At 64.1% G+C, this 22,942-nt stretch carries 24 protein-coding genes; 21 read left to right on the plus strand and 3 right to left on the minus strand.

Annotation, left to right across the window (positions count from 1 at the left end):
• A complete protein-coding gene (gene hemB / locus ACNJX9_RS19405; protein WP_057756411.1) occupies positions 1–1,062 on the minus strand; it encodes a porphobilinogen synthase in 1,062 nt (353 codons plus the stop codon).
• A gap of 127 nt (positions 1,063–1,189) precedes the next feature.
• On the opposite strand from hemB, the gene ACNJX9_RS19410 reads away from it, so the two are divergent.
• The 17 genes from ACNJX9_RS19410 to ACNJX9_RS19490 all read left to right on the plus strand — a co-directional run bounded on the left by ACNJX9_RS19410 (position 1,190) and on the right by ACNJX9_RS19490 (position 17,672).
• A complete protein-coding gene (locus tag ACNJX9_RS19410; protein WP_057756408.1) occupies positions 1,190–1,681 on the plus strand; it encodes a DUF6163 family protein in 492 nt (163 codons plus the stop codon).
• Between the two features lie 524 nt (positions 1,682–2,205).
• Positions 2,206–2,724: a transcriptional regulator LdtR gene (gene ldtR, locus ACNJX9_RS19415; protein WP_027529973.1), complete on the plus strand. Its 519-nt coding sequence runs from the start codon at positions 2,206–2,208 to the stop codon at positions 2,722–2,724.
• Between the two features lie 198 nt (positions 2,725–2,922).
• Positions 2,923–3,159: a hypothetical protein gene (locus ACNJX9_RS19420; RefSeq protein ID WP_439409916.1), complete on the plus strand. Its 237-nt coding sequence runs from the start codon at positions 2,923–2,925 to the stop codon at positions 3,157–3,159.
• Between the two features lie 37 nt (positions 3,160–3,196).
• Positions 3,197–3,418: a hypothetical protein gene (locus tag ACNJX9_RS19425; RefSeq protein ID WP_057756403.1), complete on the plus strand. Its 222-nt coding sequence runs from the start codon at positions 3,197–3,199 to the stop codon at positions 3,416–3,418.
• Positions 3,419–3,719: 301 nt separating this feature from the next.
• Positions 3,720–5,021 (plus strand): serine hydroxymethyltransferase, encoded by a 1,302-nt coding sequence (gene glyA, locus ACNJX9_RS19430; RefSeq protein ID WP_439409917.1) that lies wholly within the window; start codon positions 3,720–3,722, stop codon positions 5,019–5,021.
• Between the two features lie 131 nt (positions 5,022–5,152).
• Complete coding sequence (gene nrdR / locus ACNJX9_RS19435) at positions 5,153–5,635, plus strand: transcriptional regulator NrdR (RefSeq protein WP_057756398.1); 483 nt, start codon at positions 5,153–5,155, stop codon at positions 5,633–5,635.
• On the plus strand, positions 5,632–6,780 hold the full coding sequence (gene ribD, locus ACNJX9_RS19440) for a bifunctional diaminohydroxyphosphoribosylaminopyrimidine deaminase/5-amino-6-(5-phosphoribosylamino)uracil reductase RibD (protein ID WP_439409918.1): 1,149 nt from the start codon (positions 5,632–5,634) through the stop codon (positions 6,778–6,780). Before nrdR ends, ribD begins: the two co-directional genes overlap by 4 nt.
• A gap of 1 nt (position 6,781) precedes the next feature.
• Positions 6,782–7,390 (plus strand): riboflavin synthase, encoded by a 609-nt coding sequence (locus ACNJX9_RS19445; protein WP_439409919.1) that lies wholly within the window; start codon positions 6,782–6,784, stop codon positions 7,388–7,390.
• Between the two features lie 89 nt (positions 7,391–7,479).
• A complete protein-coding gene (gene ribH, locus ACNJX9_RS19450; RefSeq protein ID WP_057756392.1) occupies positions 7,480–7,971 on the plus strand; it encodes a 6,7-dimethyl-8-ribityllumazine synthase in 492 nt (163 codons plus the stop codon).
• Between the two features lie 3 nt (positions 7,972–7,974).
• Positions 7,975–8,469, plus strand: coding sequence for a transcription antitermination factor NusB (nusB, locus tag ACNJX9_RS19455; protein WP_057756390.1), 495 nt, complete (start codon positions 7,975–7,977; stop codon positions 8,467–8,469).
• 157 nt (positions 8,470–8,626) lie between these two features.
• On the plus strand, positions 8,627–9,616 hold the full coding sequence (thiL, locus tag ACNJX9_RS19460; protein WP_439409920.1) for a thiamine-phosphate kinase: 990 nt from the start codon (positions 8,627–8,629) through the stop codon (positions 9,614–9,616).
• A gap of 244 nt (positions 9,617–9,860) precedes the next feature.
• Positions 9,861–10,469, plus strand: coding sequence for a hypothetical protein (locus ACNJX9_RS19465; protein ID WP_439409921.1), 609 nt, complete (start codon positions 9,861–9,863; stop codon positions 10,467–10,469).
• Between the two features lie 252 nt (positions 10,470–10,721).
• Complete coding sequence (locus ACNJX9_RS19470) at positions 10,722–12,842, plus strand: sodium-translocating pyrophosphatase (protein ID WP_057756380.1); 2,121 nt, start codon at positions 10,722–10,724, stop codon at positions 12,840–12,842.
• Positions 12,843–12,962: 120 nt separating this feature from the next.
• Positions 12,963–14,336: a methyltransferase gene (locus ACNJX9_RS19475; protein WP_439409922.1), complete on the plus strand. Its 1,374-nt coding sequence runs from the start codon at positions 12,963–12,965 to the stop codon at positions 14,334–14,336.
• Positions 14,337–14,338: 2 nt separating this feature from the next.
• Positions 14,339–15,889: an amino acid adenylation domain-containing protein gene (locus ACNJX9_RS19480; protein WP_439409923.1), complete on the plus strand. Its 1,551-nt coding sequence runs from the start codon at positions 14,339–14,341 to the stop codon at positions 15,887–15,889.
• A 35-nt stretch (positions 15,890–15,924) separates the two neighbouring features.
• Complete coding sequence (locus ACNJX9_RS19485; protein WP_439409924.1) at positions 15,925–17,403, plus strand: hypothetical protein; 1,479 nt, start codon at positions 15,925–15,927, stop codon at positions 17,401–17,403.
• Positions 17,400–17,672 carry an acyl carrier protein gene (locus ACNJX9_RS19490; RefSeq protein ID WP_271600476.1) on the plus strand — a complete coding sequence of 91 codons (273 nt, stop codon included), beginning with the start codon at positions 17,400–17,402 and terminating at the stop codon, positions 17,670–17,672. The genes ACNJX9_RS19485 and ACNJX9_RS19490 overlap by 4 nt, the downstream gene beginning before the upstream one ends.
• A gap of 14 nt (positions 17,673–17,686) precedes the next feature.
• On the opposite strand, the gene ACNJX9_RS19495 is transcribed toward ACNJX9_RS19490, so the two are convergent.
• Both ACNJX9_RS19495 and ACNJX9_RS19500 read right to left on the minus strand, forming a co-directional pair.
• A complete protein-coding gene (locus tag ACNJX9_RS19495) occupies positions 17,687–18,700 on the minus strand; it encodes a Bug family tripartite tricarboxylate transporter substrate binding protein (protein WP_439409925.1) in 1,014 nt (337 codons plus the stop codon).
• A gap of 126 nt (positions 18,701–18,826) precedes the next feature.
• Entirely contained in the window at positions 18,827–19,312 is a 486-nt protein-coding gene (locus ACNJX9_RS19500; protein ID WP_057756362.1) for an outer membrane protein assembly factor BamE, read from the minus strand.
• Between the two features lie 98 nt (positions 19,313–19,410).
• Between ACNJX9_RS19500 and ACNJX9_RS19505 the strand changes: the two genes are divergently transcribed.
• The 4 genes from ACNJX9_RS19505 (at position 19,411) to ACNJX9_RS19520 (ending at position 22,879) form a co-directional block, all read left to right on the plus strand.
• Positions 19,411–19,965: a ubiquinol-cytochrome C chaperone family protein gene (locus ACNJX9_RS19505; protein WP_057756359.1), complete on the plus strand. Its 555-nt coding sequence runs from the start codon at positions 19,411–19,413 to the stop codon at positions 19,963–19,965.
• Positions 19,962–20,543: a YceD family protein gene (locus ACNJX9_RS19510; protein WP_439409926.1), complete on the plus strand. Its 582-nt coding sequence runs from the start codon at positions 19,962–19,964 to the stop codon at positions 20,541–20,543. Before ACNJX9_RS19505 ends, ACNJX9_RS19510 begins: the two co-directional genes overlap by 4 nt.
• Positions 20,544–20,840: 297 nt before the next feature.
• Positions 20,841–21,902 carry a phosphate acyltransferase PlsX gene (plsX, locus tag ACNJX9_RS19515; protein WP_439409927.1) on the plus strand — a complete coding sequence of 354 codons (1,062 nt, stop codon included), beginning with the start codon at positions 20,841–20,843 and terminating at the stop codon, positions 21,900–21,902.
• The gene (locus tag ACNJX9_RS19520) at positions 21,899–22,879 is read left to right on the plus strand and encodes a beta-ketoacyl-ACP synthase III (protein WP_057756353.1); all 981 of its coding nucleotides are present in this window, start codon (positions 21,899–21,901) and stop codon (positions 22,877–22,879) included. Before plsX ends, ACNJX9_RS19520 begins: the two co-directional genes overlap by 4 nt.
• The last annotated feature ends 63 nt before the right edge of the window (positions 22,880–22,942 follow it).

A 22,942-nucleotide genomic window follows, 5' to 3' on the forward strand; every position in this document is an offset into this window, starting at 1 on the left:
CTATGCTTGGGAGCGCAGCTTCTCTGCCGCCTTCGGCGCAAAATAGCTGAGCACGCCGTCTGCGCCGGCGCGCTTGAAGGCGAGCAGGCTCTCCATCATGGCGCGGTCGCCGTCGAGCCAACCGTTGTTCGCGGCGGCTGATATCATCGCGTATTCGCCGGAGACCTGATAGGCGAAGGTCGGCATCGCGAACGTGTCTTTCACGCGGCGGATCACGTCGAGATAGGGCATGCCGGGCTTCACCATCACCATGTCGGCGCCTTCGGAGATGTCGAGCTCGACCTCGCGCAGCGCTTCGTCGGTGTTGGCGCTGTCCATCTGATAGGTGCGCTTGTCGCCGGTGAGCGTCTTTGCCGAGCCGATGGCATCCCGGAACGGGCCATAGAAGGCGGAGGCGTACTTGGCCGCATAGGCCATGATCTGCACGTCGAGCAGGCCTGAGCGATCGAGCCCCTCCCGGATCGCGGCGACGCGGCCATCCATCATGTCGGAGGGCGCGATGATGTCGCAGCCGGCTTCGGCCTGCACCAGTGCCTGGCGCACCAGCACCGCGACCGTCTCGTCGTTCAAAATCTTGCCGTCGGAGATCAGGCCGTCATGGCCGTGGCTGGTGAAGGGATCGAGCGCGACGTCGCAAAGGACGCCGATCTCAGGGAATTCCTTCTTGATTGCGCGCACCGCCTGGCAGACCAGATTGTTCGGATTGGTCGCTTCCGAGCCTTGCTCATCGCGCAGGGAGGGGTCGGTGTAGGGAAACAGCGCGATACAGGGAATGGTGAGCTTCATCGCGCGTTCGGCTTCGCGCACAGCCTGATCGACGCTGAGGCGATCGACTCCGGGCATCGAGGCGATGGGCTCGCGCTTGTTGTTGCCGTCGATCAGGAATAGCGGCCAGATCAGATCGTCTGTGGTGAGCACATTCTCGCGCACCATGCGCCGGGCCCATTCGGCCTTGCGGTTGCGGCGCGGGCGGACGGTCAGATCGAGGGCAGGGGAGGCGGTCGTGCCATCCCGGCGCGAAACCTCGCGCAGTTCGATCGGACGTCCGTATTTGATCGCCATTACACTCTTCCTCCGGCTGGAATTATTCTTATACCAGTTCGCATGGTTCCCGTCACCGCGGCTTGACCTCCCGCAAGGTGATGGCAGCCGATTGATTTTGCGGGGCGAAACAGCCAGAAGGGGGGCCATGTCCGACATATCCACCCGCGATAGTACCAATGCCAGGGATGCCGTCAGAGACAACGCCCGGGACAGCGCGATGTCGGTGGCTGCGATCTCGTCGGAGCGAGCTGAGTCCGATGACAATGTCTGGACGCGCCGGCTGGTGCTGTTCCTGCGGGTGATGGCGCTGCTGTCGATCCTCAAGGGCCTCTATCACTGGGCGCAGGTGACCGGCTTTGTCGGTGGCGAGGACGAGGCATTCGAGAACCAGTCGATGGCCTGGCAGGCCTCAACCATCTACTTCGCCGTGATCGAGCTCGTCGCCGCCGTCGGCCTGTGGCTCGCCACGCCCTGGGGCGCGGTGGTGTGGCTGACCACCGTGGTCTCGATGGCGGTGATCGAGCTGATGTTTCCGGGGATCTATGGCGGCAGCCTGATCGTCGTCGGCGTCGAGGCCTTCATGCTCGCCGCCTATCTCGCGCTCGCCTGGATGGCCGCGCGCGAACGGCCGCCGTAGCGGGCGCCAGCTTAGCGCGCACGCTGGTGTCTCGGACGCAATGCAGCGCGGCCTGGCGATGCAAAGCATCGTCCAGAGCGGTGTGATGCATTGTAGAGCCGGGCCCATGTATCAGCGATCTCGCTTGTGGCTTCTGTTGGGTCCGGCTCTGCGCTCCCCCTTGGCCGGGACAGGAGTGGTGCACTTGGTTGACCGTTGGTTGCGTAAAATTCGCTGCAACTTTTCGCTAACTCCGCCGAATCCGCCACAGCTCTTACGCGAGCGTTTCGAATTGGGGCGTGGCTGTTCTGGAATGCGACAACGGGCCCGGACGGAGGGTGAACAGGACCTTGCCACGGTCAACAGACGGTTGCGAAAAGTGCTTGTGGCACAGGCTTAATCCGCAATTCACTGTCTTAAATTCATGATCTCTTTATTCTCTTATTTAAGCCGATCTTCAAACGCCCCTCTTAAGTTGGACCTATCAGACGGAACACAAGTTGCGTCGAATAAGTGTCGACAAAAACGACAACAGGGGAAGTGTCATGATGAAAGCCGTCGCAACTGCGGCAGATACCGCAGAGCGCGTTTCCGGCCCGCAGGGTTCGGTGCAGTCGCTCTATCTGGAAGCTTTGACTCTGGTGGAGCGGCTGCATCGCCGGCTCCTCGACGTGATCAAGGACGAGTTCGATCGTCGTGGCCGCGCCGACATCAATTCCGTGCAGGCGCTCCTGCTCTACAACATCGGCGACAAGGAGCTGACCGCAGGCGAGCTGCGCACGCGCGGGTACTATCTCGGCTCCAACGTCTCCTACAACCTGAAGAAGCTCGTCGAGCTCGGCTTCCTCGATCATCAGCGCTCGCGCGTTGATCGCCGCTCGGTGCGCATCCGCCTGACGCCGCAGGGGCAGGAAGTCCGCCGCATCGTCGACAGCCTCTACCAGAAGCACGTCAAGACCGTTGAACAGGTCGGCGGCATCTCGGGCGAGGAGTTCTCGACCCTCAACAAGTCGCTGCACCGCCTCGAGCGGTTCTGGACCGACCAGATCCTGTATCGTCTCTGAGTTTCCAGAAGGGATCAAGGCCAAGCCGGCCCGCAACAAGACCGGCAAGCCTCCCAACGTGCCTGACTTCCCCAAGCCCGTCGGCCCGGCTTGCCCGGACCGGCGCGTTTTGACGTCTCTTCGCAGTTGCAAAAAAAAGCCAGCAGGGGCGGAACCGGATTCTGGCGTCGCAGTTGTCTCTCCGGATCGGAGGATGCGATGCTGGTCGAGCGCGGGTTCCAGGTAATGAACGTCGAACTCGTGAGCGATGCCTACGCCATCGCCGCGAATTACCTTCGCCGCTCCGGTGCAATCCCCGACACGCTGGCGACCAACGACCGCCTGCTCGAGATCATCGTCAAGCTGCTCCAGCACGGCGAATTCAACAAGATCAGGCTCGCCAACAAGGCGATTACGCGATTCGAGGCGCAGTCCGAGGCTCGCGCCGTTGCCTGATCAAGACTCCAAAAACATCGATGAACCAGAGGGTGCCATGGAAGCTGCCATCGACCGCATCATGCAGACCTATGACCTGCTCGCCAACCGGACGGCGGCGGCGAGCGCAGAGGCGCGGGAAAAGGTGACAAACTACCTCAACACCCTGATGGAAGCCGGCGAGAAGGACACCCACAGATTGACCGTCTGCGGCCTGACCTACCTGCGCCAGCTCGATGGCAGCGTGGACCCGGTGAAGGCGGGGTATACCGGGCTGTAGACGGGACGGCCTGAATGGCGGCAAGTCCGGTCAGCTTGACCCCCGCGGGGGCGACTTGCCGGCTTCGGTTGGGGATTTGGCCGCCTACACCGGTCAGTCCCCATCTCTACGCAGAGGCAGTCCCGTAAGCTTGCGGGCCTCCAGGTCAGCCATCTCCACCATATCTTGCATAATTCCGACGCCCGACCCGCAAATGCTTGGCCGGGGGCGGGCGATGTGGTAGATCGCGCGTGCTTCCAACCGCCACACAGGACCGACCGTAGCCCTTACCAACAGGCTGCGGCGGTGGAGATATTCGCCGATGACCTCTGCCTCCGCCAAAACCTCTGCGCCCGCTTCGTTTTTCACCGCCTCGCTCGAGCAGGCCGACCCGGAAATCGCCGCCGCCATCAAGGGCGAGCTCGGCCGGCAGCGGCATGAAGTCGAGCTGATCGCCTCCGAGAATATCGTCAGCCGGGCCGTGCTGGAAGCGCAGGGTTCGGTGATGACCAACAAGTATGCAGAGGGTTATCCGGGCGCACGTTACTATGGCGGTTGTGAGTGGGTCGACGTCGCCGAGAACCTCGCGATCGATCGCGCCAAGAAGCTGTTCGGCGCCAACTTCGCCAATGTGCAGCCGAACTCGGGCAGCCAGATGAACCAGGCCGTGTTCCTGGCGCTGCTCCAGCCCGGCGACACCTTCATGGGTCTCGACCTTGCGGCCGGTGGCCATCTCACCCACGGCTCGCCCGTCAACATGAGCGGCAAGTGGTTCAAGGCGTCGCACTACACCGTGCGCCGCGAGGACCAGATCATCGACATGGACGCGGTCGCGAGGCAGGCCGAAGAGGTCAAGCCGAAGCTGATCGTCGCCGGCGGCTCGGCCTATTCGCGCGCCTGGGACTTCAAGCGCTTCCGCGAGATCGCCGACAGCGTCGGCGCTTACCTGCTCGTGGACATGGCGCACTTCGCCGGTCTCGTTGCCGGCGGCGTGCATGCTTCGCCGGTGCCGTATGCGCACGTCACCACGACGACTACGCACAAATCGCTGCGCGGTCCGCGCGGCGGCCTGATCCTCTCGAACGACGAAGTGCTCGCCAAGAAGCTCAACTCGGCGATCTTCCCGGGCCTGCAGGGCGGCCCCTTGATGCATGTGATCGCGGCGAAGGCGGTCGCCTTCGGCGAAGCGCTGCGTCCCGACTTCAAGGTCTATGCGAAGAACGTCGTCGAGAACGCCAAGGCGCTGGCCGCGGCGATGAAGAGCCACGGCTTCGACATTGTCTCCGGCGGCACCGATAACCATCTGATGCTGGTTGACCTCCGGCCGAAGGGCCTGAAGGGCAACGTCTCGGAGAAGGCGCTGGTTCGCGCCGCCATCACCTGCAACAAGAACGGCATTCCGTTCGACCCCGAAAAGCCGTTCGTGACCTCCGGCCTGCGTCTCGGCACGCCCGCAGCGACGACCCGCGGCTTCGGCGTGGCCGAATTCCAGCAGGTCGGCGGCATGATCGCGGAGGTCCTCAACGCGATCGCACAGTCCGACGACGGCAAGGCGCCGCTGGTCGAGGCCGCGATCAAGGAACGGGTCAAGGCGCTCACGGATCGGTTCCCGATCTATCAGTAAGCGGCCAAGTCTAAAGCGCGATGAGATTGGGTTGAATCGTCATCGCGCTTTAGCTCTTTGTTTGAGCATGATCTTTCCGGAAAACCGCTTCGCATTTTTCCGGATCATGCTCTAGGGATCAAGGTACTCGGATGCGCTGCCCGAACTGCAACAGTCTCGATACGCAGGTAAAGGACTCGCGTCCGACCGAGGACTCTTCCGTCATCCGCAGGCGGCGCGTGTGCATCGCCTGCAATTTCCGCTTCACCACCTTCGAGCGCGTGCAGCTGCGCGAACTCACGGTGATCAAGCGCAACGGCCGCCGCGTGCCGTTCGACCGCGACAAGCTGATGCGCTCGGTGTCGATCTCCTTGCGCAAGCGGCCGGTCGAGCCTGAAAGGGTGGAGAAGATGGTCTCCACCATCGTGCGCGAGCTCGAGACCGGGGGCGAAGCCGAGATCTCGTCCGAGGTGATCGGCGAGACCGTGATGGAGCATCTGCGCACGCTCGACGACGTCGCTTATGTGCGCTTTGCCTCCGTCTATCGCAATTTCCGCGAGGCCAAGGATTTCGCCGACGTGCTCGGCGAGCTCTCCGGCGAGGAGGAAGCGCGGCTCGCCGCGATCCGCAAATGATCTTCCGCATCCTGGAAGATCAGTTCGCCGCGAGGATCCGCGAGTCCAAGGATTCGGATCGCCGCTTCATGCAGCTGGCGCTGGCGCTCGGCCGGCGCGGGCAGGGACGCACTTGGCCCAATCCCGCCGTGGGCGCGGTTATCGTCAAGGATGGCGTCATTATCGGTCGCGGCTGGACGCAACCAGGGGGACGGCCGCATGCGGAGCGTGAGGCGCTCCGGCGTGCAGGCGAGGCGGCGCGCGGCGCAACGCTCTACGTCACGCTCGAGCCCTGTTCGCATTTCGGCAAGTCACCGCCGTGCGCCGATGCGGTGATCGCGGCCGGCATCAAGCGCGTGGTGGCGGCGATCGAAGATCCCAATCCGGAAGTGGCGGGGCAGGGCCATGGGCGCCTGCGCGCCGCCGGCGTCACCGTGGATGTCGGCCTGTGCGCGGCGGAGGCGGCGTTCGACCATGCCGGCCATTTCCGCCGTATCAGGGACAAGCGTCCGCACGTGATCCTGAAGCTCGCGGTCTCGCCTGACGGCAAGATTGGCGCTGAAGGCGGCAAGCCGCTCGCGATCACGGGCGAAGCCGTGCGCAATCGCGTGCATCTGCTGCGCGCGCAGAGCGATGCCATCCTGGTCGGCATCGGCACGGTGCTGGCGGATGATCCGCAGCTCAATTGCCGCCTGCCTGATATGGAAGCGCGTTCTCCGGTGCGCGTCGTCCTCGACCAGAATTTGCGAATTCCCGCCTCCAGCCAGCTTGTTCGTTCTGCGCGCGAAATGCCGCTCTGGGTGATTGCTTCCGAGCTTGCCGAAGCAGCCGCCGCGACCCGCCTTGGCGCGGCCGGTGCGCAAATCATGCGCATGCCGCCGAATGGTGCAGCCGGGCTCGACCTTCCAGCCGTGCTGCGCGCGCTCGCCGAGAAAGGCATCACGCGGCTGATGGTCGAGGGCGGCAGCCGCGTTGCGGCCTCTTTCGTGTCCGCCGACCTCGTCGACGAGATCTGGCTGTTCCGCGGAGCGGAAGAGGTGGGCGCGGGCGGGGTCGATGCGCTCGATGCATTGCCCCTGTCGAAAATCACGCAGTCGCAGGCCTATGAGGTTCATGCTAGCGAGACATTCGGCCCCGATACTCTCACCATCTACGAGCGCGCCTAATATGTTCACCGGCATTGTCACCGATATCGGCGAGATCGTCAGCTTCAAGCCCGTGGCGCAGGGGCAATTGCATCGCCTGCGCATTGCCTGCGGCTACGACCAGACCACCATCGCCGATGGCGCCTCGATCGCCAACAACGGCGTCTGCCTGACCGTGGTCGCTTCCGGTGTCGCCGACGGCAAAACCTGGTTCGACGTCGATGCTGCCGCCGAGACGCTGGCGCTGACGACGGCGAAGCATTGGAAGCTCGGCACCAAGCTCAATCTCGAGCGTGCGCTCAAGATCGGTGACGAACTCGGCGGCCACATCGTCGCCGGCCATGCCGACGGGATTGCGACCATCATCAGCCGCGAAGACCTGCCCGACATGGCGCGATTCGAGCTCTCGACGACGCGGGAGCTGGCGCGTTTCATCGCCACCAAAGGTTCGATCACGCTCGACGGCGTCTCGCTGACGGTCAATACGGTTGAGGATACGACCTTTTCGGTGCTGATCATTCCGCATACGCTCGAAGTCACGACGATCGGCGGCTGGAAGGTGGGTGCTGAAGTCAATATCGAGGTCGATCTGATGGCCCGCTACGCGGCGCGGCTGACGGAAATGAAGTGACCGGCGAAGCCGGATTTGCGCTTTAAAACTTGGCTTACGCGGTCGCGGTGACTACATAACGCGCCGACCCCAGTAGAACGGATTGAACGATGGCTGACGCGCGGCGCGCACCCCTGAAGGACCAGACCGACATTTCCGGCGCACGGGCGCTTGTCGTCGAGGCACGGTTCTATGACGATCTCCAGGACGCGCTTCTGGACGGCGCGGTCGCGGAGCTGAAGGCGGCCGGCGTGACGCATGACGTCATCACGGTTCCCGGCGCGCTGGAAATCCCGGCGGCGGTCGCCATCGCAGTCGACGCGGCTGCGGCGAACGGCAATCCCTATGACGCGGTGATCGCGCTCGGCTGCGTGATCCGCGGCGACACCATTCATTTCGAGATCGTGTCGCAGGAATCCTCGCGCGCGCTGATGGACCTTGCGGTTGCGCGAAAGCTGCCGCTCGGCAACGGCATTCTCACCGTCAACAACGAGGAGCAGGCCTGGGCGCGGGCGCGCGCCAGCGAGCTCAACAAGGGCGGCGATGCCGCACGCGCGGCGCTTGCGATGCTGCGCATCAAGCGCCGCCTGGCGCGGGCCTGAGCCATGGCTGAGATCAAGAAACCGGCAGTTTCTGCGGAGAAGAAGGCCAACCGGCGCGGTGCGGCGCGGCTCGCAGCCGTGCAGGCGCTGTACCAGATGGACATCGCCGGCGCCGGCATCAACGACATCTTTGCCGAGTTCGAGAGCCACTGGCTCGGCAACGAGGTCGAAGGTGACACCTATCTGCCGGCCGAAGCTGCATTCTTCCGCGACGTCGTTTCCGGCGTCGTGCGCGACCAGAAGAAGCTCGATCCCTTGATCGACGAGGCGCTGTCGAAGGGCTGGCCATTGAAGCGGATCGAGGCGATCCTGCGCGCGGTGCTGCGGGCAGGGGCCTATGAGCTGCAGCATCGCAAGGACGTGCCGGGCCGCGTCGTAGTGTCCGAATATGTCGACGTCGCCAACGCCTTCGTCGACCGCGAGGAGACCGGCATGGTCAATGCCGTGCTCGACCAGATCGGCCGCCAGTTTCGCGGTGATGAGTTCGGGCGGGGGTAGTTGAGGCAACGACTTCCGCCGTAGCCGTCACCCTGAGGTGCCGGAGCGAAGCGGAGGCCTCGAAGGGTGGCGGCGTGCCGCTGAGGCTCGACCTCGGCCGCACATCCTTCGAGGCTCGCAAGGGCTCGCACCTCAGGATGACGGGGCTGCTATCGTGATGCAGGACCAAAGACAGGTCTCCGCCGAAGACTCCCTCATCGCGCGCTATTTCAAGCCGCTGGCGACTGATCCGGGTGCGCTCGCCCTGGTCGATGACGCAGCGATCCTGTCCGCATCCGGCGACGACATCGTCGTCACCACCGACGCCGTGGTCGAGGGTGTGCATTATCTTGCCACCGATCCCCCTGATACCATCGCGCGCAAGGCGCTGCGGGTGAACCTGTCCGATCTTGCCGCCAAGGGCGCTTCACCTGCTGGTTTCGTGTTGACGCTGGCGCTGCGCAGCAAGGAGGATGCCTGGCTGAGACCGTTCGCGGATGCTCTCGGCGAGGACGCCAAGAGCTTTGCGTGTCCGCTGCTCGGCGGCGACACGGTGTCGACGCCGGGACCGCAGATAATCTCGATCACCGCCTTCGGTCGCGTGCCGAAAGGGCGGATGGTTGGACGCACCGGCGCAAGTCCGGGTGACCTTATCTTTGTGACGGGGACGATCGGCGATGCCGCCCTCGGCCTCGATGTGCTCACGGGCGGTGTGGCCGCTGCTGCGCTGACGGACCCGGCTGCTCGGGACTATCTGGTCGATCGCTACCGCGTTCCACGGCCGCGCAATGCGCTGGCGAGCATCGTGCGCGACTATGCGAGCGCGGCAATGGACGTGTCCGATGGTCTGGCAGGCGATCTTGCCAAGCTCTGTACCGCCTCCGGCGTCAGTGCCGTGGTCAATGCGCATCAGGTCCCGGCGTCGCCGGCTGCCGCCATCGCGATCTCCGCGGTCGGGTTCGAGAAGCTGGTGTCGGGCGGCGACGACTATGAGGTCCTGTGCGCGGTTCCGGAGGGACGCAGCGCAGCCTTCTCGCGGGCGGCTGAGCAGGCCGGGGTCCAGATTACAATGATCGGGACCATCATCGCCGGCCAGGGGGCGCCGCAATGGATCGACGCACAAGGCCGCGAGATCAAGCTGCGGCGATTGTCCTACAGCCATTTCTAGGCCCGGACAGGCCCGTGGTTCGCCGGGATACGAGCGCAGGCTCTCCGTTTTTCGCGATATCAGGGTAATATCGGCAACCGCAACGGGCGGGCTTGATTCGGATGCCGGACGGCCAAACGATCGAGGTCGGATCCACGTCCCGCTACTCCGGGAGATCGGCAGCTTAAGGCCGACCTCCCGCAATCCCCGCGAAAGCCTGCGGATGTATCAGCGCCGAGGATGGGCGGCTGATGGATATATTTCGATGACGGCGGTCATTTCGGGGGCGGGCGCGGCGCCGGCTGCTCAGGAGCGCGCGTGCGGAAGCTGCATGCTTTGCTGCAAGGTCTACAACGTTGTCGCGTTCGGCAAGCCTGCCGGCACGTGGTGCTCACATTGCGAGCCCACCGTCGGCTGCGCCATCCATGACAGCAGGCCAGGCGAGTGCGCGGCGTTCGATTGTCTCTGGAAGACCACGCCGGCGCTGCCCATGCACTGGAAGCCCGATCAGGCGAAGATGGTGCTGACAGTGCACCCCAAGACCAACAACATCCAGGTCGTGGTTGATCCCGACCTGCCATCGGCCTGGACGCGGCAGCCTTATCACAGCCAGTTGCGCGTGCTGGCGAAGAGCAACATGGCGAAAGGCCATCTTGTGATCGTGTTCATCGGCGAGCAGGCGACGCTGATCCTGCCCGATCAGGAAGTGCCGCTCGGTGTCCTCACGCTCGACCAGGTCATCTCGGTGACGCTGGAGGCCGGCGCGAGCGACAGCGTCTACGAGGTCAAAATCTTCAACCGACGTACAAGTGCTGACGGGCAGAGGTTGGAATTGGCGTCTTCATCCCGGCATCCCGTGGGGGCGGCCGCTTAGGCCAAGCCTGCCAAACGTAGCGGCCGGCTGCATCGGAGCTGCCGGCCTGGCGTTCGGGACTAGGTCTAAATACTTGCCGAGATCGGCTTTTTCGCACCTATACGGCGTTGCACCCTCAATTTGATTTTGGCAAGCTTGCGGCCGACTAAAGCCGCCTGCGGGCGGCTTTGTTCAAAATCAAGGCGCCGCACCGCACGACGGACAACAAAGGGCGCCGGGGGTCGTACATCAAGGATCTGAGGCAAAAATCAAATGACAGCATTATGGTTGATAGTGCTCTGCGGAGTGCTTTCCGTCGTCTACGCGATTTGGGCGACGTCTTCGGTGTTGAGTGCGGATGCGGGGTCGCCGCGCATGCAGGAGATCGCGGGAGCCGTGCGTGAAGGCGCACAGGCCTATCTCCGGCGCCAGTACACCACGATCGGCATCGTCGGCATCGTCATCTTCGTGCTGCTCGCCTATTTCCTCGGCCTTTATGTCGCGATCGGTTTTGCCATCGGCGCCATCCTGTCGGGAGCCGCCGGCTTCATCGGCATGAACGTTTCGGTCCGCGCCAATGTGCGCACCGCCCAAGCCGCGACGACGTCGCTCGCCGGCGGCCTCGAGCTCGCCTTCAAGGCGGGCGCGATCACCGGGCTTCTGGTCGCCGGTCTCGCACTGCTGGGTGTGACGCTGTATTTCGGCTTCCTGACCTATTCGTTGAAACTTGCACCCGACAGCCGCACCGTGGTCGACGCCATGGTGGCGCTCGGCTTCGGGGCCTCGCTGATCTCGATCTTCGCCCGTCTCGGCGGCGGCATCTTCACCAAGGGTGCTGACGTCGGCGGCGATCTCGTCGGCAAGGTCGAAGCGGGCATCCCGGAGGATGATCCGCGCAATCCGGCGACCATCGCCGACAATGTCGGCGACAATGTCGGCGACTGCGCCGGCATGGCGGCCGACCTGTTCGAGACCTATGCGGTGACCGCGGTCGCCACCATGGTGCTGGCTGCGATCTTCTTCGCCAAGACGCCGATCCTCGCCAACATGATGACGCTGCCGCTCGCGATCGGCGGCATCTGCATCATCACCTCGATCATCGGCACGTTCTTCGTCAAGCTCGGGCCGAGCCAGTCGATCATGGGCGCGCTGTACAAGGGCCTGATCGCAACCGGCATCCTGTCGCTGATCGGCATCGCAGTGGTGATCTATTATTTGATCGGCTTCGGCAAGCTCGAGGGCGTCGACTACACCGGCATGGCGCTGTTCGAATGCGGCGTGGTTGGCCTCGTCGTCACCGCGCTGATCATCTGGATCACCGAATACTACACCGGCACGGACTATCGTCCGGTGAAGTCGATCGCCCAGGCCTCGGTGACCGGTCACGGCACCAACGTGATCCAGGGCCTCGCCGTCTCGATGGAAGCGACCGCGCTGCCCGCGATCGTCATCATCGCCGGCATCCTGGTCACCTATAGCCTCGCCGGCTTGTTCGGCATCGCGATCGCGACCGCCACCATGCTGGCACTGGCGGGCATGGTCGTCGCGCTCGATGCGTTCGGTCCGGTGACTGACAACGCCGGCGGCATCGCCGAGATGGCGGGCCTGCCGAAGGAGGTGCGCAAGTCGACCGATGCGCTCGATGCGGTCGGCAACACGACCAAGGCGGTGACGAAGGGTTACGCGATCGGCTCCGCCGGTCTCGGCGCTCTCGTCCTGTTCGCGGCCTACAACCAGGACCTCAAGTTCTTCGTTGCAGACAGCGCGCACCACGCCTATTTCGCCGGCGTCAATCCGGACTTCTCGCTGAACAATCCTTACGTCGTGGTCGGCCTGTTGTTCGGCGGCCTGCTGCCGTATCTGTTCGGCGCGATGGGCATGACCGCGGTGGGACGTGCGGCCGGCGCGATCGTCGAGGAGGTGCGGCGCCAGTTCCGCGAGAAGCCGGGCATCATGCAGGGCACCGACAAGCCCGACTACGGCAAGGCGGTCGACCTGCTGACGCGCGCGGCGATCAAGGAAATGATCATCCCCTCGCTGCTGCCGGTGCTGTCGCCGATCGTCGTCTACTTCGTGATCTACGCGATCGCGGGCGGCGGCCCTGCCGGCAAGTCGGCGGCATTCTCGGCCGTCGGCGCCATGCTGTTAGGTGTGATCGTCACCGGCCTGTTCGTCGCGATCTCGATGACCTCGGGCGGCGGCGCCTGGGACAACGCCAAGAAGTACATCGAGGATGGTCACTTCGGCGGCAAGGGCTCTGATGCCCACAAGTCGGCCGTGACCGGCGACACCGTCGGCGATCCCTACAAGGACACCGCGGGTCCCGCGGTGAATCCGATGATCAAGATCACCAACATCGTGGCCCTCCTGCTGCTGGCGATCCTGGCGCACTGAACCACGAAACTGGCCTGAAGACGGTGACCCCCGCGGCGCAGGCTGCGGGGGTTTTATTTTGGGGCGAGGGGCCAGGCGTCCGCCCGTTAAGCGCCGGTTCCGGAGCTCTCGTCTTTAAGGTTGCTTAACCCGCTGCGCTCTAGAATCTCGCGAGGCTTTGGCGGCATTTTAGCGAATTTCCGTAGCACGCGCGTTTGGGTCCTCTCATCCCGTCTACGGCGCGATGCGCTCTCAACATGTTCCGGCGCTCGTTGCCCTGGCGGCTGGCTGCAAGAGGAGGTTCGGTTGCGTGCACCCCCAATGAACGAGATTGAGCGTGCACTGACGGCGCATCCGGATGTGACGGATGCTGTCATCTGCGCCGAGGAGAGCCCCGATGGCCGCCAGTTCAAGGTCGCGTTCGCGGCCGTTGCTCCTGACCGCCTGAGCGCAGGCAAGTCGAAACACCTTCAGGCCGAAACCGATCGCAGGGTGACGCAATGGCGTCGGGCTTTCGATCAAGTGTACCGTCATGGCCCTGACAGTGTCGCGCCGTCGTTCGTGGGCTGGACCAGCAATTTCACCAACAGGCCCATTCCCGAAACCGAGATGATCGATTGGCTGGATTGCACGATCGAGCGTATTCGCTCCTTCGGTGCGAGGCGGATATTGGAGGTCGGGTGCGGGGTTGGGTTGCTCGTCGAAAGGCTCGCGCCCGGGTGTGAGGTGTATTGCGGGACCGATCTCTCACCGGTCGCTGTTCACCGATTGCGCGCGTTCGCGCAGTCGAACGCCGAGCTTCGGCATGTCGAATTTCACGAGCGGGAGGCCACTGATATCAGCGGCTTGTCGCCGCAATCGTTCGATGCGGTGGTGATCAACTCCGTCGTGCAGTACTTCCCCGGCATCGAATATCTGCACACGGTCCTGGAGCAGGCCGTCAAGCTGGTGGCTCCTGGTGGCCACATCTTCGTCGGCGATGTTCGCAACCTCGAGCTCTTGCCGGTCTTTCACCGTGAGGTTCAATCCGCAAAAGCCCCGTCGGGTGTCACCCCGGCATCGCTGGAGCGCAAGATCATGCTGGCGATCGCCCAGGATCGCGAACTGGTGATCCACCCCGAGTACTTTAAAGGCATCCCCGAATTCATCCCGCAGATTTCGGGAGCCGAGATCCAGCTCAAGCGCGGATCGAGCTACGAGCTGACCCGGTATCGGTACGATGCGGTGCTGCGTGTCGATCCCGAGGCTGTTTCTGCGTGCGGCAAGAGCCGTGACCTCGCGCCGCAAACGGAACCCTGGATCAGGGCGGGGAGGGCGTTGGCGACCGACCCGATGGCCGCGGCGTTCCTCCAGCAACTCGGCATGGAGCTCAGCGATGCGTTGCGAGGGCAATTCCGCCAGGAGACATTGCCTGCGGCCGTGATTGCGCTGAGCCAGCGCGATTTTGCCGACATCATGCCGGCGCCGTCGATCGTGCCTGATGATGCTGCCAACCATGAGCGGGTCGAGGCATAGCGATGGTCGCCCATAATCTGGCGCTGCATTTCGAAGCGGTTGCCGCGGCCTCGCCGGAGGCCGTCGCCCTTATCTGCGAAGGCGACAGCCTCACCTTTGCCGAGCTCAACAAGTCCGCAAACCGGCTGGCGCGATGGCTGACATCGCAGGGCGTGGACAGGGGCGCCGTCGTCTGTCTCGAGCTGCCGAAGATCGTCGAAGCCTATGCGCTCGCCATGGCTTGCATCAAGATCGGAGCGCCGTACGCGTTCCTGGATCCGGCCGCTCCCGCGGAGCGCGCCCGGCTGATGCTGGAGCGATGCCGCCCGGCGCTGATCGTCAGCGTGCGCGGGGGAGTTGGCAGCCGCGCATTGATCGGCGACGCCGATGCCCGCGCGGCCCTGCGCGATGCCGTGTCGCGCCTTGAGGATTCGAACCTGCCGCAAACCGCTGTGATCACCGGGGTTGATCCCGCCTACGTGATGTTCACGTCGGGGTCGACCGGTGAGCCGAAAGGCGTGGTCATCCCCCATCAAGGAGTGCTGCACCTGATCGATTGGGCCAAGCACGATCTTGGCATCGGACCCGGCGACCGGCTGACGAACGTCAATCCGATCTACTTCGATAATTCAGTCTTCGATATCTATGCCGGATTGCTCAACGGCGCGGCGATCGTTGCGCTCGACGCGCTGAAGGGACGTCCGCCCGCGGAGCTGGTGTCGGAGATCACGAAGCATCAGTGCACGTTCTTCTTCGCAGTGCCGACGCTGTTCATGTTCCTGGACTCCATGCACCTGCTGAGGCCCGATTGGCTGCCGAGCGTCAGCCGGTTCATGTTCGGCGGCGAGGGATTTCCGCTGGCGCGGCTTCGCCGGTTCTACGACGCGTTTGCCGGCAAGGCGAAGCTGATCAATTGCTACGGCCCGACCGAAACAAGCTGCATCTGTAGCGGTTTCGAGATCGTCGAATCCACCTTTGACACCTCCGACGGGTTGGCTCCGCTGGGGCGGCTCAATCGCAATTTCAGCTACCGGATTCTGGACGAGGACATGAAGCCGGTTCCCGCGGGCACCGCTGGCGAGCTGTGGCTCGGAGGTCCGGGCGTTGCGCTTGGCTACATCAACAATCCGCAAGAGACGGCCCGCCGCTTCCGTCAGGATCCGTTGATCCAGGGCTATCGATCGATCCTTTATCGCAGCGGTGATCTCGTCGAGGCCGAGGCTGGATCCGGTGTGCTCCGCTTTCGTGGCCGGGCCGACAATCAGGTCAAGCTTCGGGGCTACCGGGTCGAGCTCGAGGAGATCGATCACGCCCTCGTCGCGTGCAAGGGCGTCACGCGCGCGCTCGCCGTGGTGCTTCAGGATGCCGGCGGTGCAAGCCGGCTGCTGGCTGCCTATGCAGGTGAAAGACTGCCGGAGAGCGAGCTGCGTCAGCACTGCGCCGCGCATCTTCCCGCCTACATGGTGCCGGGCAGGTTCATCTGGCTGGAACACATTCCCGTCAACGCCAATGGCAAGGCAGACCGGCGTTCGGTGGCGTCACTGCTTGGTGAAGCCGTCGCAAGGGCCTCGTAGATGCCACAGCCCGCAGCGTCCACGCGCGTTGTCCGATGAGCGTCGAGAGCCAGCCCTATGATGGTGCGGCCACGGGTGTGCTCGCGAAGCCGTCGTGGCGACTGATCCCTCAAATCGATCGTGACCCGACGCTCGTGGCCGGTGTGCAGGAGGCCCATGGACGCGTGTTGCTTTGCTGCGGGGTCGGGCTGCTGGCGGTGCTGTTCTGGCAGATCGGCATCGACTTCTCGGCCGCCGGTCTGGCGCTGGCCTGCGCCTACGCCGGGCGATACCGGCGCGTCCTGATTTTTCTTGCGACCTCGCTGCTGCTTTGGCGCAGCGGATTCCTGGTCGACCGCACGTTTCTCGCCCGGCTCGCAATCGACGAAGGCGTTGCGGACCGGATCGATCAGACATTGGTGTCGTCCGCCATGGCGGTCGTGACGTTCGCGCTGTTCTCGGGATTGCTGGCCATGCAGGGATCGGGAGCCATCGTGCTCCGCCGCCCGACGCTCGGCCTGTTAATCGCATTCCTGGCGCTCGTCGTCGTAACGCAGGCCAGTTTCACGGCCGGCACACCGCGAGTTCTGCTCTGGTCGTTCCTGATGACGTTCCAGCCGTATCTGTGGTTCCTTACCTACGGTCTGGTCGACGCGGCCAAGGAGCGAGCTCCGGTGTGGCAGCACCTCGGCGTCTTTCATCCCTTCTGGGGAGCAACGCTGACCCCATTCGGGAAAGGACTGTCCTATCTTCGTCGTTTCGAGGCCAAGACGTCGGAGGAGCTCGCGGTCACGCAGCTCAAGGGCGTCAAGCTTGCGGCCTGGGTCCTGATCCTGGCGATCGGCAAGATCTGCTTCGGCGAACTCGTCCACGGTCAGTTGCGGCTTCCGATGTTCGACGACAATCTGCTGCAGTATCTCGCCGGTCATCCACAGCCACGCCTGGTGGGGTGGGCAAGCGTTGTGGTCTTCTTTGTCGACGACCTGCTGAGCATGACCGTGTTCGGCGGCGTCATCGTCGCAACGGCGCGGCTTGCCGGCTTTCGGCTGTTGCGCAACACCTATCGTCCCCTGCAGTCAGCGACGCTCGCCGAGTTCTGGAACCGCTATTACTTCTACTACAAGGAATTGCTGGTCGATCACTTCTTCTACCCCACCTTCGTGCGCTGTTTCCGCGGCCATCGCCGGCTTCGCATGTTCTTCGCCACCTTTGCCGCGGCCTGTATCGGCAATTTGCTGTTCCATTTCATTCGCGACATTCACTTCGTCGGCGAGATGGGGCTTTGGCGCGCCGTGGTCGGCGAACAATCCCACGCATTCTACACGTTCGTCCTGGCTGTCAGCGTGGGGCTCTCGCAGATGCGCCGCGTACCGCAGCCGGCCCCGAGAGGGTGGCTGCGCGGCCGCTTGCTGCCTTGCCTGTGGGTCTCCGGCTTCTTCTGTGTCATCCACATCTTCGATGCACCGCTGGACCGTGAGCACTCGCTCTGGCAACGCGCCGAATTCCTGTTCTATCTCCTGGGAGTCACGACATGACCACGACAGAGCGCCCCGAAGTCAGATCGCGGATGCGGCACTACATCACGCAGCGCCTCATCATGAAGGGCGATATGTCGCCGCTCAGTGACGACGATCTGCTGTTCACCAGCGGGCGTCTCGATTCCCTCGACGCGGTCGAGCTGATCATGAGCATCGAGACCGATTACGGGATCAATTTCTCCGACATCGGTTTCGACCTGACGCGCCTGGACTCGATTTCGGCGATTGCCGCTCTGGTGCAGCAGCCATCGGCCGAGCCTGCCTAAAGCCGGCCTGGAAGCTACTGCACGTCCATCTGCAACCCTTCCTTCTGGATGATGCCGGCGAATTTCTTCGTCTCGGCCTCCACGAAGTCCGCGAACTGCTGCGGCGTGCCGTAGTCGGCGCGCGCCCCCATGGCGGCGATGTTCTTCCTGATGTCGTCGCGCTCCAGCATCGCCTTGACCTGGAGATTGAGCGCCTCGAGCACGGGCGCAGGCACGCCCTTCGGCAGAAACACCGCGAACCAGGACGACACGTCGAAATTCGCAAGCTCCGGCGCGCTCTCGCGCATGGTCGGCAAGGTTGGTGCGAGCTCGCTGCGTTCTGTCGTGGTGACGCAGAGGCCGTTGAGCGTGCCGTTCTGAACCTGCGGCAGGCTTGGATAGAGATTGTCGAACAGGATCTGGATGTCGCCGGCGAGCGCGGCCTGGAGCGCCGGCCCTGCGCCGCGGAACGGGATGTGCGTCATCTTCAGCCCGGTGAGCTGGAGGAACCAGGCGCCGGTGAGGTGAGGGCTCTGGCCGACCCCCGACGAGGCGTAGCTCAGCTTGTCCGGATTGGCCTTCAGATAGGCGATCAGCTCCGCCACCGATTTGATGCCGGTCTTCGGATGCGCCGACACGATGTTCGGGATCCGGATCATGTTGGAGACCGGCTGGAGCTGGTCCGGCTTGTAGGTGAGGTTCTTGAAGATGCTGTAGGCGATCGCATTCGGGCCGGGGTTGCCGATCAGGATGGTGTGACCATCCGGCTTGGCGCGCACGGCCTCGGCGGTCCCGATCGTGCCGCCGCCGCCGGAGCGGTTTTCCACCACGGCCGATTGGCCCCAGGCGGTTTGCAGATGCGCAGCCAGGAGCCGGCCCATCACGTCGGTCGAGCCGCCGGCCGCGGCCGGCACGATGATGCGGACGTTCTCGGTCGGCTTCCAATCGGCGAGGCTCGATCGCGGCAGGATCGCTGCGGCCGAGAGGCCCGCGGCCCCCGCAAGCACGCGACGACGGGACAACAATCTGTTCTGAAGTCTCTTGGGCACGAATCCACTCCCGGCTTCTTGTTTTGCTGGGAGCGTAGGGAACCTGGTGCGCAACGGCAAGTCGGGGGACGATGCGCGTCGTGCGGAGAGCGTCACGACGCCGCAGGCGGACAGGTCAGCTCGATCTCAGTTGAAGCTGAGCAGCTTGAACAGCGGCGTGAGGTAGCTCATCTCCTGGCCCGAGGTCGGCGTGGTGCGGCTGATCGAGTCGAAGATCTTGCCGTCCTGCAGGCCGTAATTCGCAAGCCGGCGCACGCGCCGGTTCTTGTCGAAATAGATCGCGATCACGCGCTGGTCGACCACCTTCTGATTCATGAAGGCGACGGGGCGCTCCGAGCGCTGCGAGATATAATAGAACACCTCGCCGTCCAGGGTCGCGACGGTGGAGGGGGTGCCCATCACGATCAGCACCTGGTCCTGGCTCGCGCCGATCGGAATCTGCTCGAGCGCACCCGGCGGCAGGATGTAGCCCTTCTGGAACTGCTCGCCGGTGCAGCCTGCGAGCGCGGCGCCAACCAGGGTCACGGCCGCGAGCATGCGCAGGCCGCGCCAGCATGCGGTAAGGCCGCGCCGCCGAGTTGCGCGCAGGCTGGTCTGGTTCGTTATCGTCATAGCGGAACTGATTCCGTCCCCTTGCGTCGCGCGAGGCGCTGAAGTACCGGGCTGGGCGTCTGAATGCAACTCGCGCGCGCCCGCTTGCGGAAACCACAATGCTTTGGCCGTTCAATCACTTCAGGAAACCCCGGCTCGCCCCGCCCGGCACCATTGAAGCCATCTATGGCATGATCGTGACGCAGGCGCGAGAACCCATATTTTACCGGGACTTGGGCGTGCCAGATACGGTTAACGGCCGTTTCGACCTGTTACTCCTGCACCTCTGGCTGTTGCTGCGCCGGCTGCGGACTGTCGTCCAGGGCGGTGCGGAGTTGTCGCAGGCCCTGTTCGACCGCTTTTGTGAGGATATGGACGACAATCTGCGTGAGATGGGCGTGGGCGACCAATCCGTTCCGAAGCGGATGCGGGCCTTCGGCGAGGCCTTTTACGGCCGCGTCCAGGCTTACGACCAGGCGATCGAGGCAGGCACGGAGGCGCTGGCGCAGGCAGTCTGCAAGAATATCTTGAATGGCTCAGGGCTGGATCAGGCGCGGCGACTCGCCGGCTACGCGGCGGCGGCTGATGCCGATCTCGGCCAGGCCGGCGATTCCGCCCTTTTGCAAGGCTCTTTCAAATTTCGCGCGCCGCTTCGGAAGGATGAGACGTCATGAACCGATCGATGACCGGGTCCGAGCCCGATCCCTGGCGTTCACCCATAACGGTGGCGCAAATTCCCGATACGGGGCTTCACCGTGAGCTCGAAGCCTCGGCGGCCGAACGCCGGGCGATGGCCGATGTCGCGGGGCTGCGCGACGTCCTGTCGGCCCATGCCGATTTCGACGTCGAGCCGAAGAGCGGCGGCCGGGTCCAGGTCACGGGCCGGGTGCGCGCCCGGGTCGGTCAGACCTGCGTGGTCACGCTCGATCCGATCGAGAGCGAGATTGACGAGGAGGTCGATCTGACCTTTGCCCCGGAGGCCGAGACGCGGCGGCTGGAGGATCTGATCGAGGAAGGGCAGGACGACGAGGGGCCGCCTGATGTCGCCGATCCGCCCGAGGCGATCGTCAACGGCATCATCGACCTCGGCCGGATTGCGACCGATGCGCTGTTCCTGGCGATCGATCCATACCCCCGCAAGCCGGGTGCCGTGTTTGAGGCAGAGGTCGCCGCGCCAGATCCCGAGGACCATCCGTTCGCGGCGCTGAAGGCGCTCCAGGACAACAAGCAGGGCAGGAAGAAGGGCAAATAGCTGGGCATTCCTCGTAAGACCGCCGTCCTGCGTCGTGTGAGGTCCTTGCCGGACCGACTTGAAAGTCCGCATCATCCATTTGATTATTATGATATTTTTGTGAATTCGAGCGCCCGCCATCAGATCGCCCTTAGTTCAAAAGGCTGGGGGCAAGAGGTTGTTTCGGGATAACAAAACGCTATTGTCGCGCCCCGGTCCGGGTGCGGCGTGGCGCTTGGCCGGTCGCCATGTCGATGGCGAACCCATTTTGCGGCCCGTCCGTTCAGGACCGTACCAGACCAGGTTTCCGGGACTTTTATGCCAAGCAAGGTTCGCATCGCGCTGGACGCCATGGGAGGCGACGACGGCGCTGCCGTGGTCATTCCAGGCGCCGCCATTTCCCTCGCGAGGCATCGGGACACCGAATTCCTGCTGGTCGGGGACCGCGCCAGGATCGAGCCTGAGCTGGACCGGCATCCGCAGCTCAAGGCCGTCTCGAGGATCATTCACACCGACGTTGCCGTCAGCGGCTCGGACAAGCCGAGCCAGGCCCTGCGGCGCGGCCGCAAGACCTCCTCGATGTGGCTCGCCATCGATGCGGTGAAGAAGGGGGAGGCCGATGTCGCGGTCTCCGCCGGCAACACCGGCGCGCTGATGGCGATGGCCCGGTTCCATCTGCGCACGCTGCCTGGCATCGACCGCCCGGCCATTTCAGCGATATGGCCGACCACGCGCGGCCAGACTGTCGTGCTCGATCTCGGCGCCACCATCGGCGGCGATGCGCGCCATCTGGTGGCGCTCGCGGTGATGGGCGCAGCCATGGTGAGTGTGGTGTTCGACAAGAAGCGCCCTACGGTCGGCCTGCTCAATATCGGGACCGAGGAGATCAAGGGCCACGAGGAGATCCGCGAGGCCGCCGAAATGCTGCGCGCGATGGACCTGCCGGAACTCGAATATATCGGCTTCGTCGAGGGGGACGGCATCGGCAAGGGCATGGCCGATGTGATCGTGACCGAGGGCTACAGCGGCAACATCGCGCTCAAGGCCGCCGAAGGAACCGCGCGCCAGATGGCGGACTTACTCCGTCACGAGATTCAGCGGAGCTGGCTGTCCAAGCTCGGCTATCTGTTTGCCCGCAATGCCTTCCAGGCCCTGCGCGACAAGATGGACCCGAACAAGTCGAATGGCGGCGTGTTGCTGGGTCTCAACGGACTGGTGGTCAAGAGCCACGGCGGAATCAACGCCGAAGGCTTTGCCTATGCGATCGATGTTGGCTATGAGATGGCTCACTACGATCTCCTGAACAAGATCAATCAGATGCTCAACCGCGAGGGTGGTGCACTCAATTCCGTGCAGACCGCGCAGGAGGCTGTTTCGTGACTCAGATTCGTTCGGTCGTGCTCGGCTGCGGCTCTTATTTGCCGGAGCAGGTGGTGACCAACGCCCAGTTGGCGGCGCGTATCGACACGTCCGACGAATGGATCGTGCAGCGCACCGGTATTCGCGAACGGCACATTGCGGCCGAGGGCGAATTCACCTCGCATCTTGCGATCAAGGCGGCGCAGGCCGCGCTCGCCGATGCCGGCGTGGATGCGCAGTCGATCGAGCTGATCGTGCTCGCGACCTCGACACCTGACAACACCTTCCCCGCAACGGCCGTCGCCGTCCAGCACGCGCTTGGCATCAACCACGGCGCGGCCTTCGACCTGCAGGCGGTGTGCTCGGGCTTCGTGTTTGCGCTTGCGACCGCCGACAATTTCCTGCGCACCGGCGCCTATAAGCGCGCGCTGGTGATCGGCGCCGAGACCTTCTCGCGCATCCTCGACTGGAACGACCGCGGCACCTGCGTGCTGTTCGGCGACGGCGCCGGCGCGGTCGTGCTGGAGGCACAGGAGCAGCCGGGCATGGCTGCCACCGACCGTGGCGTGGTGACGACGCATCTGCGCTCCGACGGCCGGCACAAGGCCAAGCTGTTCGTCGACGGCGGGCCGTCCTCGACCCAGACGGTCGGTCACCTCCGGATGGAGGGCCGCGAGGTCTTCAAGCATGCGGTCGGCATGATCACCGACGTGATCGTCGACGCCTTCCAGGCAACCGGGCTCAATGCCGACAGCATCGACTGGTTCGTGCCGCACCAGGCCAACAAGCGAATCATCGATGCCTCCGCCCACAAGCTCCATATCGCGCCGGAGAAGGTGGTGTTGACGGTCGACCGCCACGGCAACACCTCGGCAGCCTCTATACCGCTGGCGCTGGCGGTGGCGCGCAAGGACGGCCGCATCAAGCGCGGCGACATGGTTCTCCTGGAAGCCATGGGCGGTGGCTTCACCTGGGGCTCCGCGCTGGTGCGCTGGTAAAGCCACATCAGATAAAGTTTTGCCGGAATCTGCGCCTAATATCGATGCGTTTGCATTGATGAG

It is taken from the genome of Bradyrhizobium sp. BLXBL-03, assembly GCF_051853015.1.
Taxonomy (GTDB): domain Bacteria; phylum Pseudomonadota; class Alphaproteobacteria; order Rhizobiales; family Xanthobacteraceae; genus Bradyrhizobium; species Bradyrhizobium manausense.